Origin of the sequence: Massilia sp. H6, from assembly GCF_024802625.1 — a bacterium.
In the GTDB taxonomy this organism is placed as follows: Bacteria; Pseudomonadota; Gammaproteobacteria; order Burkholderiales; family Burkholderiaceae_D; genus Telluria.
Genome location: NZ_CP103371.1, coordinates 1,518,241 through 1,531,452, shown reverse-complemented (window position 1 = coordinate 1,531,452; position 13,212 = coordinate 1,518,241). Strand labels below are relative to the sequence as shown.

The following is a 13,212-nucleotide window of genomic DNA, read 5'->3' as shown; positions in this document are numbered from 1 at the left end:
TGACAGCCCCATAACGCCTGCCTATAGTGCGCTGACCTCTCGGCAGAACACTTATTCCCATGATCGATTATCTGATCGGCGTCGATGGCGGCGGCACCGGTACGCGCGTGCGCGTGGCCTCTTTTGAGGGCACCGAGCTGGCCCAGGCCAGCGGCGGGCCGTCTGCCCTGTCGCGCGGCATCGACAATGCCTGGATCACGATCGGCGCCGCCGTCGGGCAGGCGTTCGCCGCCATCGGCATCCCCGCCACGCCACTGGGCTCGTGCGCCATCGGCCTTGGCCTGGCGGGCGTGCACAACAAGCAGTGGGCGGCGCAATTCGTGGCCGCCGATCCAGGCTATGCCCTGCTCACGCTCGACACCGACGGCTTCACCACCCTGATGGGCGCGCACGGCGGCCGGCCCGGCGCAATCGTCGCCATCGGCACCGGCAGCGTCGGCGAAGCGCTGCTGGACGACGGTAGCAAGGTCGAAGTCGGCGGCTGGGGCTTTCCGGCCGGCGACGAAGCTAGCGGCGCCTGGATGGGCCTGCGCGCGCTCAACCACATCGAGCAGGTACTCGATGGCCGCGTCGCAGGCCGCGCCTTTGCGCATGAGGTCATTGCCTTCTGCGGCGGCTCGCGCGACGCGGTGCAGGTCTGGCTCGGCCAGGCCAATCCGGCCGCCTATGCCAGCCTGGCGCGCTTCGTGCTGGCGCATGGTGACACCGATCCGGTGGCGCGCGCCATCCTCGAACATGCCGGCCGCGAAGTGGCCAGCATCGCCGCAGCGCTCGACCGCAGCGGCGCACTGCCGCTGGCCCTGTGCGGCGGCCTGGGCGAAGCGCTGCGCGCCTGGCTGCCGCCGCAGACGCTGGCGCGCTGCGTGCCGGCGCAAGGCGACTCGGCTGCCGGCGCACTACGCATGATCCGGACCACACTCGAAGGAGCAGTGCAATGAAGGGCAATATCCTCACTCCGGACGGCTGGATCCATGGCCAGTTGCGCCATGGCGCCGGCTTCGACGCACGTATCGACAGCATCGACGGCCACCAAGTCGACCCGTCTGCCAACGGCGACGACTTTATCTTGCCCGGCTTCATTGACGTCCACGTCCATGGCGGCGGCGGGCGCGACATGATGGAAGGCGGCGACGCGCCGCACGTGATCGCCGCGATGCATGCCAGGCACGGCACCACCTCCCTGCTGGCCACCACCATGACCGCCCCGCTCGAGGATATCGAACGGGCCCTGGGCGCCATTGGGGCGGCCTGCCGCGCGCGCGGCAAGAACGAGGCACGCATCCTCGGCGTGCACCTCGAAGGGCCCTATATCAACGCGGGCAAGTTGGGCGCCCAGCCGCCATACGCGCGCGAGGCAAGCCTGGACGAAGTGCGCCGCTTCGGCGCGCAGGCGCCGATGCGCCTGATCACGGTGGCGCCCGAGATCGACGGCCACATGGAACTGCTGCGCGCGCTGGCCGATGCCGGCATCCGGGTGCAGATCGGCCACACCAACGGCTCGTACGACACCGGCGTGCAGGCCCTGGAGCATGGCGCGGTCGGGTTCACCCACCTGTTCAACGCCATGCCCGGCCTGCACCACCGCGATCCAGGCATGGTGGGGGCGGCGCTGGCCCACGCCGAGTACGCCGAGATCATCCCCGACCTGCTGCACGTGCATCCCGGCGCGATCAAGACTGCGCTGCGCTGCATCCCGAAACTGTTCTGCGTGACCGACTCCACCGCCGCCGCCGGCATGCCCGATGGCCAGTACATGCTGGGCCGCCAGGTGGTGCACAAATGCATGGGCGGCGTGCGCCTGCCCGACGGCACCCTGGCCGGCAGCACCCTGACGATGGACCAGGCGCTGCGCAACCTGGTCAAGATCGGACTGTCGCTGCAAGACGCCAGCCGCCGCGTCTCCACCAACGCTGCCGACTACCTCGGCGAAACCGAGCGCGGCCGCCTGGCGCCGGGCTGCCATGCCGATATCGTGGTGCTGGACCGCGACCTGAACATCAAGGCTGTCTATATCGAAGGAGTAGCGCTGTGACGGGTTCGCTGATGTATCACGAAGCCCTGTCCGCGGGCGACTGCATCGCCGCGCAGCTGGCGCGCGACGCCGACCGCTACGCGGAACTGGGCCGCACCCTGCGCGCGAGCACCCTGCACAGCGTGGTGACGGTCGCCCGCGGCAGCTCGGACCACGCCTCGAGCTACCTGGCTTACCTGATCATGGCGCGCATGGGCCGCCTGGTGACCTCGCTGCCGATGTCGCTGGTGACCCTGTACAAGTCGCCCCTGGTCACGCGCGACACGCTGGCCGTGTCGATCTCGCAGTCGGGCCAGAGTCCGGACGTGGTCGAGCCGATCCAATACTTCCGCGCCGGCGGCGCCACCACGGTGGCGCTGGTCAATGACGCCACATCGCCGCTGGCGCAGGCCGCCGAATGGACCATGCCGCTGCATGCGGGCAAGGAGCAGAGCGTGGCTGCGACCAAGAGCTTCATTGCCAGCATGGTCGCCGGTGCGCGCCTGGTGGCCGAATGGCAGGACGACCCCATACTGCGCGCCGGCATCGCCGCCCTGCCCGACGCCCTGCGCGCGGCCAGCCAGAGCGACTGGTCGGCCGCGCTCGAGGTGCTGGCTCCGGCCCGCAACATCATGGTGGTCGGTCGCGGCATCAGCTTTCCGGTGGCGCTGGAAGCCAGCCTGAAACTGAAGGAAACCTCGGCATTGCAGGCCGAAGCGTTCTCGGGCGCCGAGATCAAGCACGGCCCGATGGCGCTGATCGAGCAAGGCTATCCGCTCCTGATCTTCGCCACCCGCGGCCCGGCGCAAGCTGGCCTGGTGGCGCTGGCCGACGAGATGCGCGGGCGCGGCGCGCGCGTGCTGCTGGCCGCGCCGCACGATGTCGCCAGCCGCGACCTGCTGCTACCCACCGCGGCCATCCCCGAGCTCGACCCGATCGTCGCGATCCAGGCGTTCTACATGCTGGCGGCGAACCTGGCGCAGGCGCGCGGCCTCGACCCCGACCGCCCGCGCCACCTGAGCAAGGTCACCCGGACCAACTGACGCACGAAAGATCCCATGAGCCTAACAATGCACGACTACCTCGAACTGGCCGGCCAGCTGATGATGGTGCGGCTGTCCGGCACCGAACTCGATGCCGAGGCCGACGCTTTCCTGCGCGCCCACAAGGTGCGCGGCGCCTGTTTGTTCCGCCAGAACATGCTCGACCCGGTGCAACTGGCGCGCTTTACCGCCGGCCTGCGCCAGGCCATGGGCCCGAATGCCTTGATCGCACTCGACCAGGAAGGCGGCGCCGTGGTCCGGGCAACCTGGGTGCCGGCGCCGCCGAGCGCGATGGCGCTGGGCGCGGCGAACGACCCGCAACTGGCGCGCGAGGTTGGCGCCGCGGTGGCGCGCGCGGTACGCGCGCTCGGCTTCAACTGGAATTTCGCGCCGGTGCTGGACCTGAACAACAACCCGCACAACCCGGTGATCGCCGAGCGCTCCTTCGGCGCCGATCCGCACGTTGCGACCGGCCTTGCGCTGGCCTGGATGGCCGGCAGCGAAGCCGAAGGCGTGGCCTGCTGCGTCAAGCACTTTCCCGGCCATGGCGACACCCATGTCGATTCGCACCGCGACCTGCCGACCGTCGACAAGCCGCTGGCCGAACTGGAGCGCTTCGAGTTCGCGCCCTTTCGCATCGCCGCCCAGGCACACCAGCCGGCGCGCGCCGTGATGACCGCGCACATCGTCTACCCGGCGCTCGACCCGGAGTTCCCGGCCACGATGTCGCGCCCCATCCTGACCGGCATCCTGCGCGAGCGCTTCGGTTTCCAGGGTGTGATCATTACCGACAGCATGGACATGCACGCCATCGCCCACCGCTACCGCGCCGGCCAGGCCGCGGTCAATGCGCTGCTGGCGGGTGCCGACATGGTCATGGCGATCGGCTCGCGCGAATCGCAAATCGAGACCGTGCACGCCATTGCAGAGGCGATCCGGGACGGCCTGCTGCCGCCGCCCGAAGTCCAGGCGCGCCTGGCGCGCTTGTCCAGCCTGGCCGCCAGCTTCCCCGCCGGCGCGGCCAGCTACTTGACCGACGCAAGCGATCGCGCCCTGATGGCACGCGCCTGGCGCGCCGGCCTGACCACGCGGGGCCAGCCCCAGCGTCCCCCACGCGGCAGCAAGATACGCCTGGTGGCGCGCGCCGACGTGGTCAGCGACGGCGTCTCGGAATCCGGCGTGCCGGCAGCGAGCGTGGCAGCAAGCCTGGAGCGCCTGTACCAGGTCGAGCTGGTCACCTTTGTCGATGCCGAGAACTTCGCCTGGGATGCCCTGCCGCAGGACGGCTGCTTTACCATCCTGGCCTCGACCTCGCGCCGCCGCTATGGCCCGCATGCCCGCGCCAGCTGGCGCCCGGACCTGCACCTGGCACTGTGGAACCCCTACCAGGCGCTCGACTTCGATGCCCCCGCACTGATGACCTATGGCTTTGCGGCGCCCGCCGTGGATGCCGCCATCGCCTGGCTGGCCGGCGAGACCGAGGCTGCGGGGCGCTGCCCGGTACCGGGCTTCGGCCCTGTGCTTGCGCCAGACAGTAACGCTATGTAACGACACGGGCGCGCCGGCGCGCCCTGCGGCACAATTGCCGAGCCTGAAAACGGCGCTTTATGGGACAATGCTCCCTTTGCCGAGATTGGCATTTTTGCCATATTGGCTTATGTGCATTTCTCATCATTATCGACTTGATTGAAGGATACTCCATGGCCCAATTCCGTCTTGCCCGCCTCTGCCTGATGCTCGCCGCAATCGGCGTCTCCGCCCCGGCGCTGGTAACCAGTGTCCACGCTCAGCAAAAGACCGATGCGGCCGCCGCGCCTGCCCCGGCGAAGGACACTGTCCGTCCGGAAATCTTCAAGCTGCTCGATCCGGCCGCCATCAAACCTTTGATGGACGCCAAGAACTACACCGAAATCCAGAGCCGCATCACCCAGGCCGAGGCCTTCCCGAACCAGACCCCGTACGAGCAGTACGTGATCAACCGCATGAAGCTGTCGCTGGGCTCGACCACCAATAACAATGCCATGGCCATGCCGGCGCTGGAAGCGGTGATCAATTCGGAGCGCCTGTCCCCGGCCGAACGCGCCGACTTCATCCAGGCTCTGGCCAACATGCACTACAACGCCAAGGATTATCCGAAGGCGATCGAGTGGTTCAACCGCTACGAGAAAGATAGCCCGACGCCCGAGAAAGTGCGCTCTTCGAAGATTCGCGCCCAATACCTGGGTGGCGACTTTGCCGCCGCCAAGAGTGCGCTGCTGCCAATGATCAACGAGATGGAAAAAGCTGGACAGAAGCCGAGCGAGGAAGACCTGCGCCTGCTGGCCTCGGCCGCGGTCAAGGTCAAGGACGATGCCGCCTACCTGGTCGGCCTCGAGAAGCTGGCGCGCTACTACCCGAACGACGACTTCTGGACCGACCTGCTCAACCGCGGTGTCGCCCGCCAGAAGGGCTTCGACGCCCAGACCAACATGGTCAACGTCTACCGTCTCGAGTTCGCGGCCGTAAAGCAGATGGCGCCTGAAGAATACGTCGACCTGGCCGAACTGGCGCTGCGCGACGGTTTCCCGACCGAAGCCAAGAAGGTGCTGGATGCGGGCTACGCAGCCGGCGTGCTGGGCAAGGGCGCCAACGCCAAGACCCACGCCGCGCTGCGCGACAAGGCCAACAAGGGCGCGGCCGACGATGCGCGCAACATCGCCAGCGGTGAAGCGGGCGCGGCCAAGGCCAAGACCGGTGCCGGCCTGGTCAACCTGGGCTGGGCCTATGCCACGATGGACCAGGCCGACAAGGGCATCGGCTTCATCCAGCAGGGTATTGCCAAGGGTGGCCTGAAGAATCCCGAAGAAGCCAAGCTGCGCTTGGGCATGGCGCAGGCGCGCGCCGGCAAGAAAGCCGAAGCGATCCAGACCTTCGAAGGCGTCAAGGGCGGTGCTGGTGCCGGCGACCTGGCCAAGTACTGGATCATGCTGCTGAACCAGCAGGATGGTGCGGCGACCGCGGCCAAGTAAGTTTTTTTCGCTTTCCCCTGGGGTGGGCGGGGTGTTTCCAGGCAATGCCAGGAAACACCCCACCCACCCCAGTTTCGTTAACGCTATGTGCGTGCGCGAACATTTGCAGCGCCCTGCCCGGCCGATAATCCAATGACATCACGGGAGGCAACATGACGACGATACGCAAGGGCCAGGCGCCCGCAAAACTCGGGCGCAACGAATTTCACCTGCACTTTCGCAAAGCCTTCTACGACCCCGCCTACGACCAGCTCGCACACGAACTCGACGCCATCGAAAAGGTGGCCTGGGAAGCCTATGACGAAGGCCGCAAGGCGCCGCGCACGGCCAAGGCCGGACCGGGCTTTGCCGATCCCGACTACGATCTGTCGGTCGAATGGAAGCAGACGCGCGACCGCCTGCTGGCCGCCGAGCAGCACCAGAAAGATCCCGCTACGCGCAGCCGGGTCCTGATCATCAACGGCTCGGCGCGCAACGACGGCACCTGCCCCGGCGAAGTGTCGAAGAGCTGGCGCATGGCGCAGCTGGCGCGCGAAGTACTCGAGGCCGATGGCGTCGAGGCCGACCTGCTCGACCTGAGCCTGCTCAACTCCGACTACGACCGCCATATCCACCCGTGCAAAGGCTGCGTGTCCACCGCCATGCCGCTGTGCCACTGGCCCTGCAGCTGCTACCCGAACCACGGCGAGCGCCAGGTCAACGACTGGATGAGCGAGATCTACGAGCGCTGGGTGCTGGCCCACGGCGTCATTATCGTGACCCCGGTCTACTGGTACCAGACGCCCGCGGTGCTCAAGCTGATGATCGACCGCCTGGTCTGTGCCGACGGCGGCAACCCCGACCCGACCTCGACCCAGGGCAAGTCGGCCGAGCGGGCCAAGGAGGTCGAACTGGCCGGCTGGGATTATCCCAAGCACCTGGCCGGCCGTGCCTACGGCCTGATGGTGCATGGCGACGTGGCCGGTATCGAAGGCACGCGCCGTTCGCTGGCCGACTGGCTATCGTGGATGGGTCTGGTCGACGCCGGCAGCTTCGCCCAGCTCGACCGCTATATCGGGTATTACGAGTCGTATGCCGACAGCCACGCCACGCTCGACCGCGACTGCGCGGTGCAAGAGGAAATGCGCAACGTGGCGCGTGCAGTGAGCGCGGCGGTGAGCGAAATCCGCGCCGGCCGGGTAGCCGTGGTCCAGCACCCCTTGACCAGTCCGCGCCCCAAGTAAGGGCCGCGTGGGCGTCACACCGCGGTCAAGCCGCCGTCGACCATCAGCTCGTGCCCGTTGACGTAGGAAGCCCCCTCCGAACACAGCCACAGCGCGGCGTTCGCGATCTCGGCCGTTTCCGCGAAACGCCCCATCGGCTGGGCCGCCTTGAGCTTCTTCTCACTGGCTGGATCGCGCTCGACGGCGCGCGCCAGCATCGGGGTCTTCACCGCGGCCGGGCACAGCGCATTGATGCGTATGCCCGAGCGTGCGTATTCGGCGGCCGCGCTCTTGGTCAGGCCCACCACCGCATGCTTGCTGGCGGCGTAGATCGACCGGTTCGGCGCGCCGACCAGGCCCGCGACCGAGGACACGTTGACGATCGCGCCGCTACCCTGCTCGAGCATCTGGCGCAGCTGGTATTTCATGCACAGCCAGACGCCCTTGACGTTGGTGCCCATGATGCGGTCGAACTGGTCTTCGGCGCCCTCGGCCAGCGGCGCGGCCTCTTCGTCGAGGGCAGCGTTATTGACCGCGATATCGAGGCGGCCGTAATAGCTGACCGCCTTGTCGACCAGCGCCCGGACGTCGTCGGCCCGGGTGATGTCGCAGCGCACGAACAGCGCCTTGCCGCCCGACTCGACGATCATGGCGGCAGTGGCGTGGCCGCCGTCGATGGTGGTGTCGGCCACCACCACGTGGGCGCCAGCACGCCCGAAGGCCAGTGCGGTGGCGCGACCGATGCCGCTGGCGGCGCCGGTGACGAGTGCGACTTTTCCGGCGAATGCAGAACCGTCTGCCGGCTGTGCTTTGGATGTTGCTTTCATGATGCTCCCGATGCCTTGCAACTGATGCTTCCTAAAAGAAACATTTTACAGCAGCATCGGGGTGCTGTCACAGTCGGACACCCGAGGTGTTGCATCGCGGTCGACAGTCAGGGCGCTGCCTTGGCCTTGGCCTGGTCGCCCGCCATCACCACGCTGAGCCTGGCAGGATCGATCGCCTTGCGAAAGGCCGCGTTCAGCTGCGCCAGCGTGACCGCTTGCAGCTTGCGGTCCAGCGCCGCCGACCACTCGAAGGTGCGGTCACGGTACAGGTAGCTGGTCCAGCCCGAGGCCAGCACGCCGTCGCTGGTACGGTTCTGCAGGCGCTGCTGCATCAGGCCCGACTTGGCGCCGGCCAGTTCTTCGGCCGTGAAGCCATCCTTGACCGCGCGTTCGAGTTCGGCACGCACGGCGGCATCGAGCTTGCGCAGGTTCTGCGGCGCGGCGATGGCGCTGATCGTGAAGGCGCCGGCGCGGTCGAAGTCGCCCGCCGCCAGGCTCGAGCCGCCGCCATACGACAGGCCGTCTTTCTGGCGGATGCGGTCCATCAGGCGCGACTTCAGGCCGCCTTCGCCAAAGATGTAATTGGCCAGTATCAGGGCCGGGTAATCCGGGTCTTCCAGGTTCAGGTCGAGATTCATGCGCGCCACGAAGAACCCGTTTTCCTTGTCCGGGGTGTCGAGCATCCTGGTGGCTGGCGCCACCTCGGCATGCTTGTTCAGTACCGGCGCCACATTCGCTGGCGAAGTCCAGGTGCCAAACAGCGTATCGACCAGCGGCAGCACCTGCTTCGGGTCGAAGTCGCCAACGATCGCCATCTCGGCCGGGCTGCTGTTATGAAATTCGCGGTGGTGCCGGGCCAGGTCTTCGAGGCGCACGGCCTGGATGTCCTGGATGTCTTCTTCCAGGGTGTTGGCATGGCGGATGTCGCCGCGCGGGTACTGCTCGAAGTGCGCGGCCAGCGCGCGCGCGGCCACGCTTTGCGGCTCGGCGCGGCCAGCCTCCAGCCCCACCAGCATCTGCTTGCGCAGCTGCTCGAACTCGGCCGCCGGGAACGCCGGCTCCTTGAGCACATGGGCCGCCAGCTTGATTGCTTCTACCAGGTGTTCGCGCGTGGTCTGGAAGTGATTCGGGCTACCCGTCATCTTGAGCTTGTCGAAGGCGTCGGCCAGCTCGGCGCGGCTGTATTTCGTGGTGCCGCGCTCGAGCATGGCCGAGGTCAGGTGGGCAACCGCGCCCTTGCCGAACAAATTCTTCTCGTCGCCGAAATGCTGGCGCAGGCTCACCGTCACCGTCTCGCCGCGGTTCTTCTTGGGCAGCAGGGCCAGCTTTACCCCACCCACCGTCGTCAGGGTCGTGCGCTGCATGATGTTGGCCTGGCTCGGGTCGAAGTCTTCCGACACCAGGCTGCTTGCCGCCGGCTTGAAGTCTTTCATCACCGCCTCTACCGTCGGCGCGGCCGGCACCTGCGCGCGCTGCGGCGCGTCTTCCGGCACGAAGGTGCCGGTGACGCGGTTGCTGCGCATGAAGTAACGGCTGCTGCTCGCGGCGACTGCGTCGGCCTTGACCGCCTTGACGCGCTCGCGGGCCAGGAAGTACAGGCGCCAGTCGCCCAGCGCGATTACTTCGGATAGCGCCACGCCGACCGCCTGCGGGTTGTTCAGGCTGCGTTCGATGGTGTTCAGGTAAGAGCGCCGCACGCGCTCCATTTCGTCGGGTGTCGGGGCTTGCCCGGCCAGTCCCTCGACGGCCTCGATCAGGGCGTCGCGTACCGGTTCGATGGGCTCGCCTTTTTTCACTACCGCGCCGAAGAACTGCAGCCCCGGCGCATAGCCCGACTGCGCGAAGCCAAACACCTGGCTGGCCTTGCCCGATTCGACCAGCAGCTTGTGCAGGCGGCCGTTGGGCGCGTCGCCCAGCACCTCGGACGCAAAGCCAAGGGCCTCGGCATCGGGATGCAGGTCGGAAGGGATCTTGTAGCCGACCGCGACGATCTGCACGTCGCCCTGGCGCCGCACCGCAAAGCTGCGCTCGCCATCCTGGGTCGGCTCGACCGTCCAGAACTGCGGCAGCGTGCGCTTCGGTTTCGGGATCGCGCCGAACAGGCGGTTGATGGTCGCCAAAGTCGCATCAGCATCGAACTTGCCGGCCACCAGCAGCACCGCATTGTCAGGCTGGTACCAGGTGCGGTAGAAGGCTTGCAGGTTGCCGATCTTGACGTTTTCGATATCGCTGCGGTTGCCGATGGTCGAGCGCCCGTAGCTGTGCCAGTCGTAGGCTACGCTCTGCATGCGCTTGAACAGCACGTTGCCGGGCGAGTTCTCGCCGCTTTCAAACTCGTTGCGCACCACCGTCATCTCGGAAGCGAGGTCTTTCTGCGCCACCGGAGAATTGACCATGCGGTCGGCTTCCATCTGCAGCGCCCAGTCCAGGTTGTCCTGCGAAGCCTGGAATACCTCGTAGTAATTGGTACGGTCGAGCGAAGTGGTGCCGTTGAACTCCATGCCGCGGCGCGCGAACTGTTTGGTAATGTCGGGGTTGTTCTTTGTGCCCTTGAACAGCAGGTGTTCGAGCAGGTGGGCCATGCCGGTTTCGCCGTAGTTCTCGTGGCGCGAGCCGACCAGGTAGGTGACGTTCACGGTCACGGTCGGGCGCGAGGCATCGGGGAACAGCAGCACTTTCAGGCCATTCGGCAGGCGGTATTCGGTGATGCCCTCGACCGAGGGTCCCAGCACCACGCCTTTCGGCAACGGCGAGGCCTGCTTCTTTGCCTGCTTCTTTGCCTGCTTCTCGGCCTGCTTTTCTGCCTGCTTTTCAGGCGGCTGCGCCGCAACCGCCGCCCAGGCCGAGCCGACGACACCAAAAGCCAGGCTGGCAGCCACCACCCGCACGGCAACAACGCGCCGCGGGTCCATTCCATCGATCCAGTTCATAGTGCCCCGTTATATTGGCAGGACACTGCCGTCCTGCATGATTTGAACATGCAGGATGGTAACAGACCTCGCCCGCGGCCGGTCTACCGGCTATTGCCGGGCCCGCCGTTCATGGGCCTGCTGGTGAGGACTGATCCGGGACAACTCGCCCATTTCTTCGGCGAGAAACTCGAGCAGGTCGTCGGCGCTCACGATGCCGGCCAGGCTGCCGGCGGCGTCGACGACAGGCACGCGCCGGATGCCGCGCAGGCGCATGCGATCGATGGTTTCGTAGACGTCGTCGGAGACGCGCGCGGTCAGCAGGTCGTCGCTCATGATGTCGCCCACCTGCAGGCTGGCCGGGTCGAGGCCGGGGGCGATGACGGACACCACGATGTCGCGATCGGTCAGGATGCCGACCGGAACCTTGGCGCTATCGGACTGGTCGACCACGATGACGTCGCCCACGTGGTAGCGGCGCATGATCAGGGCCGCGCCCTGGACGGTTTCGTCGCGGCCGCAGTAGCTAGCCTGGTTGGTGCAGATTTCACCGATATGCATGTTGATTCTCCCGAGCTGTGGGCGCAGCGGCCGGGCCAGGACGAGCGGTGGGCATCACCATTCGCCCCCCAGAAACGACGCTGGCGCCATGAGTTCATCATAGCGCCAGTTCCGGAATGTGTAAGGTCAAATTGTTCGCACCCGACGGTGCGCTACGTGCTTTTTGGTGGCGGCACGAAGCAGGCATCGGCAACCTGCAAGTCATTGTCTTTTGCGAAATTGAGCACGAAGTGGTAGGCCAGCGGCTCGACCTTCTGCAGCTCGCGGCTGACGACCACGGCCTTGGTGCCGTTGACCACGGTTGGGTGTACCCAGGGAGAAAACTGCAGGTGAGAATTTGGACCGGCCTTGCCCGGCGCGAAGCACGACATGACGCCGCACAGGCGCTCGGCCCAGTCGCTGGGCCGGAACTGCCTGCCATTGCTGGTAATGCCCAGGATAAAAAACTCGTCTGTGAGTTCTTTATCCGCGGTGTGCGGTAACTCGGCCATAGTGCTGCTTGCTGAAACAAGAATACTGCGTGGATGAGGACAACTTCAGCGCAGTATTATATCTTATAGAAGACTCAGGTACGAGGCCAGGTGCAGTTATGGGTCAACCGAGCCACACCACGCTCGACAGCAGCAGCAGCAGGATCATCCACAGCACCAGCGCCCGCCACACCAGTCCCACGGTGCTTTGCAGGGCGCGCAGGTTTGGCTCTTCGCCCGGCAAGGTATCGGATTCGCTGTCACCCAGGTCCACGATGGCTGCGTCGAGCGGCAACAATTGCGGCGCGTTTTCGTTCGGCGTGCCCAGGCGCACGCCCATCGCACCACCACCCGCCGCCAGTATGATACCGCGCGATTCGTCGGCCCAGCGGCGCGCAAAATTGCGCCAGGCGTAGATGGCGTCTTCAAAATTGCCAACCACGGCAAAGGCCACCGCCGTCAGGCGCACCGGCAGCCAGTCGACCCAGTAAAACGCCTTGGCCGCGAACTGGCCGAAGGCTTCGTTACGCATGTGCTCGGGTTCATTCCATGCGCGCGCCAGGTATTCGGACACACGGTACAACACCGCACCGGCAGGTCCCAGCGGCATCAGGAACCAGAAGAATACGCCAAATACATTGCGGTGGGTGGTCACCAGCGCCTTTTCCACCGCTATCCGGGTGATGTCGGTGGCGTCCATCCCGACCGTATCCATGCGGGTCCACTCTGCCAGCAACTGGCGCGCGCCGGCGTGGTCGCCCGTGTTCAGTGCCAGCTGGATCGAGGTGAAGTAATGGCTGTAATGGCGAAAGCCCAGCGTCATGTAGACGATCAGCACATTCCAGGCAAAGGCCAGCAATACCAGGTTGTAATGCATGAACACCCAGTACACCAGCCAGGTCGGCAGCAGCAGTGCCAGCATCATCAGGATCCAGCCCATCCGACCATTGTTCTGCTCGCCCGCATTGAACCAGCCCTCGATGCGCATCGCGAACCGCTTGATGCCACCATAGACCTGGTTGTCGGCGCGCAAAGGCTTGAGCTGCTCGATGATCAGCGCGACTAGGATGGAGAAAAATGTCATTCAGGAATCCTTTTTTGTTCTGGCAATACTGTGCTGCCGCTACGATAACGGAGAAGTGGGCCGGAATCAAATCAGGGGGTGGAATAATTCTTCAGTA

Annotated in this window: 11 protein-coding genes; 6 read left to right on the top strand and 5 right to left on the bottom strand. The window is 66.0% G+C overall.

Going from position 1 to position 13,212, the window contains the following annotated elements; translation table 11 throughout:
• Positions 1 to 59: 59 nt before the first annotated feature.
• The 6 genes from NRS07_RS06800 (at position 60) to NRS07_RS06775 (ending at position 7,285) form a co-directional block, all read left to right on the top strand.
• Complete coding sequence (locus NRS07_RS06800) at positions 60 to 938, top strand: BadF/BadG/BcrA/BcrD ATPase family protein (protein WP_259212034.1); 879 nt, start codon at positions 60 to 62, stop codon at positions 936 to 938.
• Positions 935 to 2,032: an N-acetylglucosamine-6-phosphate deacetylase gene (gene nagA, locus NRS07_RS06795; protein WP_259212033.1), complete on the top strand. Its 1,098-nt coding sequence runs from the start codon at positions 935 to 937 to the stop codon at positions 2,030 to 2,032. Before NRS07_RS06800 ends, nagA begins: the two co-directional genes overlap by 4 nt.
• 11 nt (positions 2,033 to 2,043) lie before the next feature.
• Positions 2,044 to 3,054, top strand: coding sequence for an SIS domain-containing protein (locus NRS07_RS06790; protein WP_259213078.1), 1,011 nt, complete (start codon positions 2,044 to 2,046; stop codon positions 3,052 to 3,054).
• A gap of 15 nt (positions 3,055 to 3,069) precedes the next feature.
• A complete protein-coding gene (nagZ, locus tag NRS07_RS06785; RefSeq protein ID WP_259212031.1) occupies positions 3,070 to 4,602 on the top strand; it encodes a beta-N-acetylhexosaminidase in 1,533 nt (510 codons plus the stop codon).
• Between the two features lie 152 nt (positions 4,603 to 4,754).
• Positions 4,755 to 6,062, top strand: a complete 1,308-nt coding sequence (locus NRS07_RS06780) for a hypothetical protein (protein ID WP_259212030.1) — start codon at positions 4,755 to 4,757, stop codon at positions 6,060 to 6,062.
• Positions 6,063 to 6,214: 152 nt separating this feature from the next.
• Positions 6,215 to 7,285: a flavodoxin family protein gene (locus tag NRS07_RS06775; RefSeq protein WP_259212028.1), complete on the top strand. Its 1,071-nt coding sequence runs from the start codon at positions 6,215 to 6,217 to the stop codon at positions 7,283 to 7,285.
• Between the two features lie 14 nt (positions 7,286 to 7,299).
• On the opposite strand, the gene NRS07_RS06770 is transcribed toward NRS07_RS06775, so the two are convergent.
• From NRS07_RS06770 to NRS07_RS06750, 5 genes are all read right to left on the bottom strand, one after another.
• Entirely contained in the window at positions 7,300 to 8,091 is a 792-nt protein-coding gene (locus NRS07_RS06770) for an SDR family oxidoreductase (protein ID WP_259212027.1), read from the bottom strand.
• Between the two features lie 107 nt (positions 8,092 to 8,198).
• Positions 8,199 to 11,021: a pitrilysin family protein gene (locus tag NRS07_RS06765; RefSeq protein ID WP_259212026.1), complete on the bottom strand. Its 2,823-nt coding sequence runs from the start codon at positions 11,019 to 11,021 to the stop codon at positions 8,199 to 8,201.
• Positions 11,022 to 11,111: 90 nt separating this feature from the next.
• Positions 11,112 to 11,561 (bottom strand): CBS domain-containing protein, encoded by a 450-nt coding sequence (locus NRS07_RS06760; RefSeq protein ID WP_259212025.1) that lies wholly within the window; start codon positions 11,559 to 11,561, stop codon positions 11,112 to 11,114.
• 152 nt (positions 11,562 to 11,713) lie between these two features.
• Positions 11,714 to 12,052 (bottom strand): DUF3579 domain-containing protein, encoded by a 339-nt coding sequence (locus NRS07_RS06755; RefSeq protein ID WP_259212024.1) that lies wholly within the window; start codon positions 12,050 to 12,052, stop codon positions 11,714 to 11,716.
• 103 nt (positions 12,053 to 12,155) lie between these two features.
• Positions 12,156 to 13,115, bottom strand: coding sequence for a CobD/CbiB family protein (locus NRS07_RS06750; protein ID WP_259212023.1), 960 nt, complete (start codon positions 13,113 to 13,115; stop codon positions 12,156 to 12,158).
• Between the last annotated feature and the right edge of the window lie 97 nt (positions 13,116 to 13,212).

Excerpts from the sequence above, each read along its gene's own strand:
- NRS07_RS06760 (WP_259212025.1), bottom strand. The coding sequence starts at position 11,561 with ATGCATATCGGTGAAATCTGCACCAACCAGGCTAGCTACTGCGGCCGC.
- NRS07_RS06770 (WP_259212027.1), bottom strand. The coding sequence starts at position 8,091 with ATGAAAGCAACATCCAAAGCACAGCCGGCAGACGGTTCTGCATTCGCC.
- NRS07_RS06790 (WP_259213078.1), top strand. The coding sequence starts at position 2,044 with ATGTATCACGAAGCCCTGTCCGCGGGCGACTGCATCGCCGCGCAGCTG.
- nagZ (WP_259212031.1), top strand. The coding sequence starts at position 3,070 with ATGAGCCTAACAATGCACGACTACCTCGAACTGGCCGGCCAGCTGATG.
- NRS07_RS06775 (WP_259212028.1), top strand. The coding sequence starts at position 6,215 with ATGACGACGATACGCAAGGGCCAGGCGCCCGCAAAACTCGGGCGCAAC.
- NRS07_RS06750 (WP_259212023.1), bottom strand. The coding sequence starts at position 13,115 with ATGACATTTTTCTCCATCCTAGTCGCGCTGATCATCGAGCAGCTCAAG.
- NRS07_RS06765 (WP_259212026.1), bottom strand. The coding sequence starts at position 11,021 with ATGAACTGGATCGATGGAATGGACCCGCGGCGCGTTGTTGCCGTGCGG.
- nagA (WP_259212033.1), top strand. The coding sequence starts at position 935 with ATGAAGGGCAATATCCTCACTCCGGACGGCTGGATCCATGGCCAGTTG.
- NRS07_RS06800 (WP_259212034.1), top strand. The coding sequence starts at position 60 with ATGATCGATTATCTGATCGGCGTCGATGGCGGCGGCACCGGTACGCGC.
- NRS07_RS06755 (WP_259212024.1), bottom strand. The coding sequence starts at position 12,052 with ATGGCCGAGTTACCGCACACCGCGGATAAAGAACTCACAGACGAGTTT.
- NRS07_RS06780 (WP_259212030.1), top strand. The coding sequence starts at position 4,755 with ATGGCCCAATTCCGTCTTGCCCGCCTCTGCCTGATGCTCGCCGCAATC.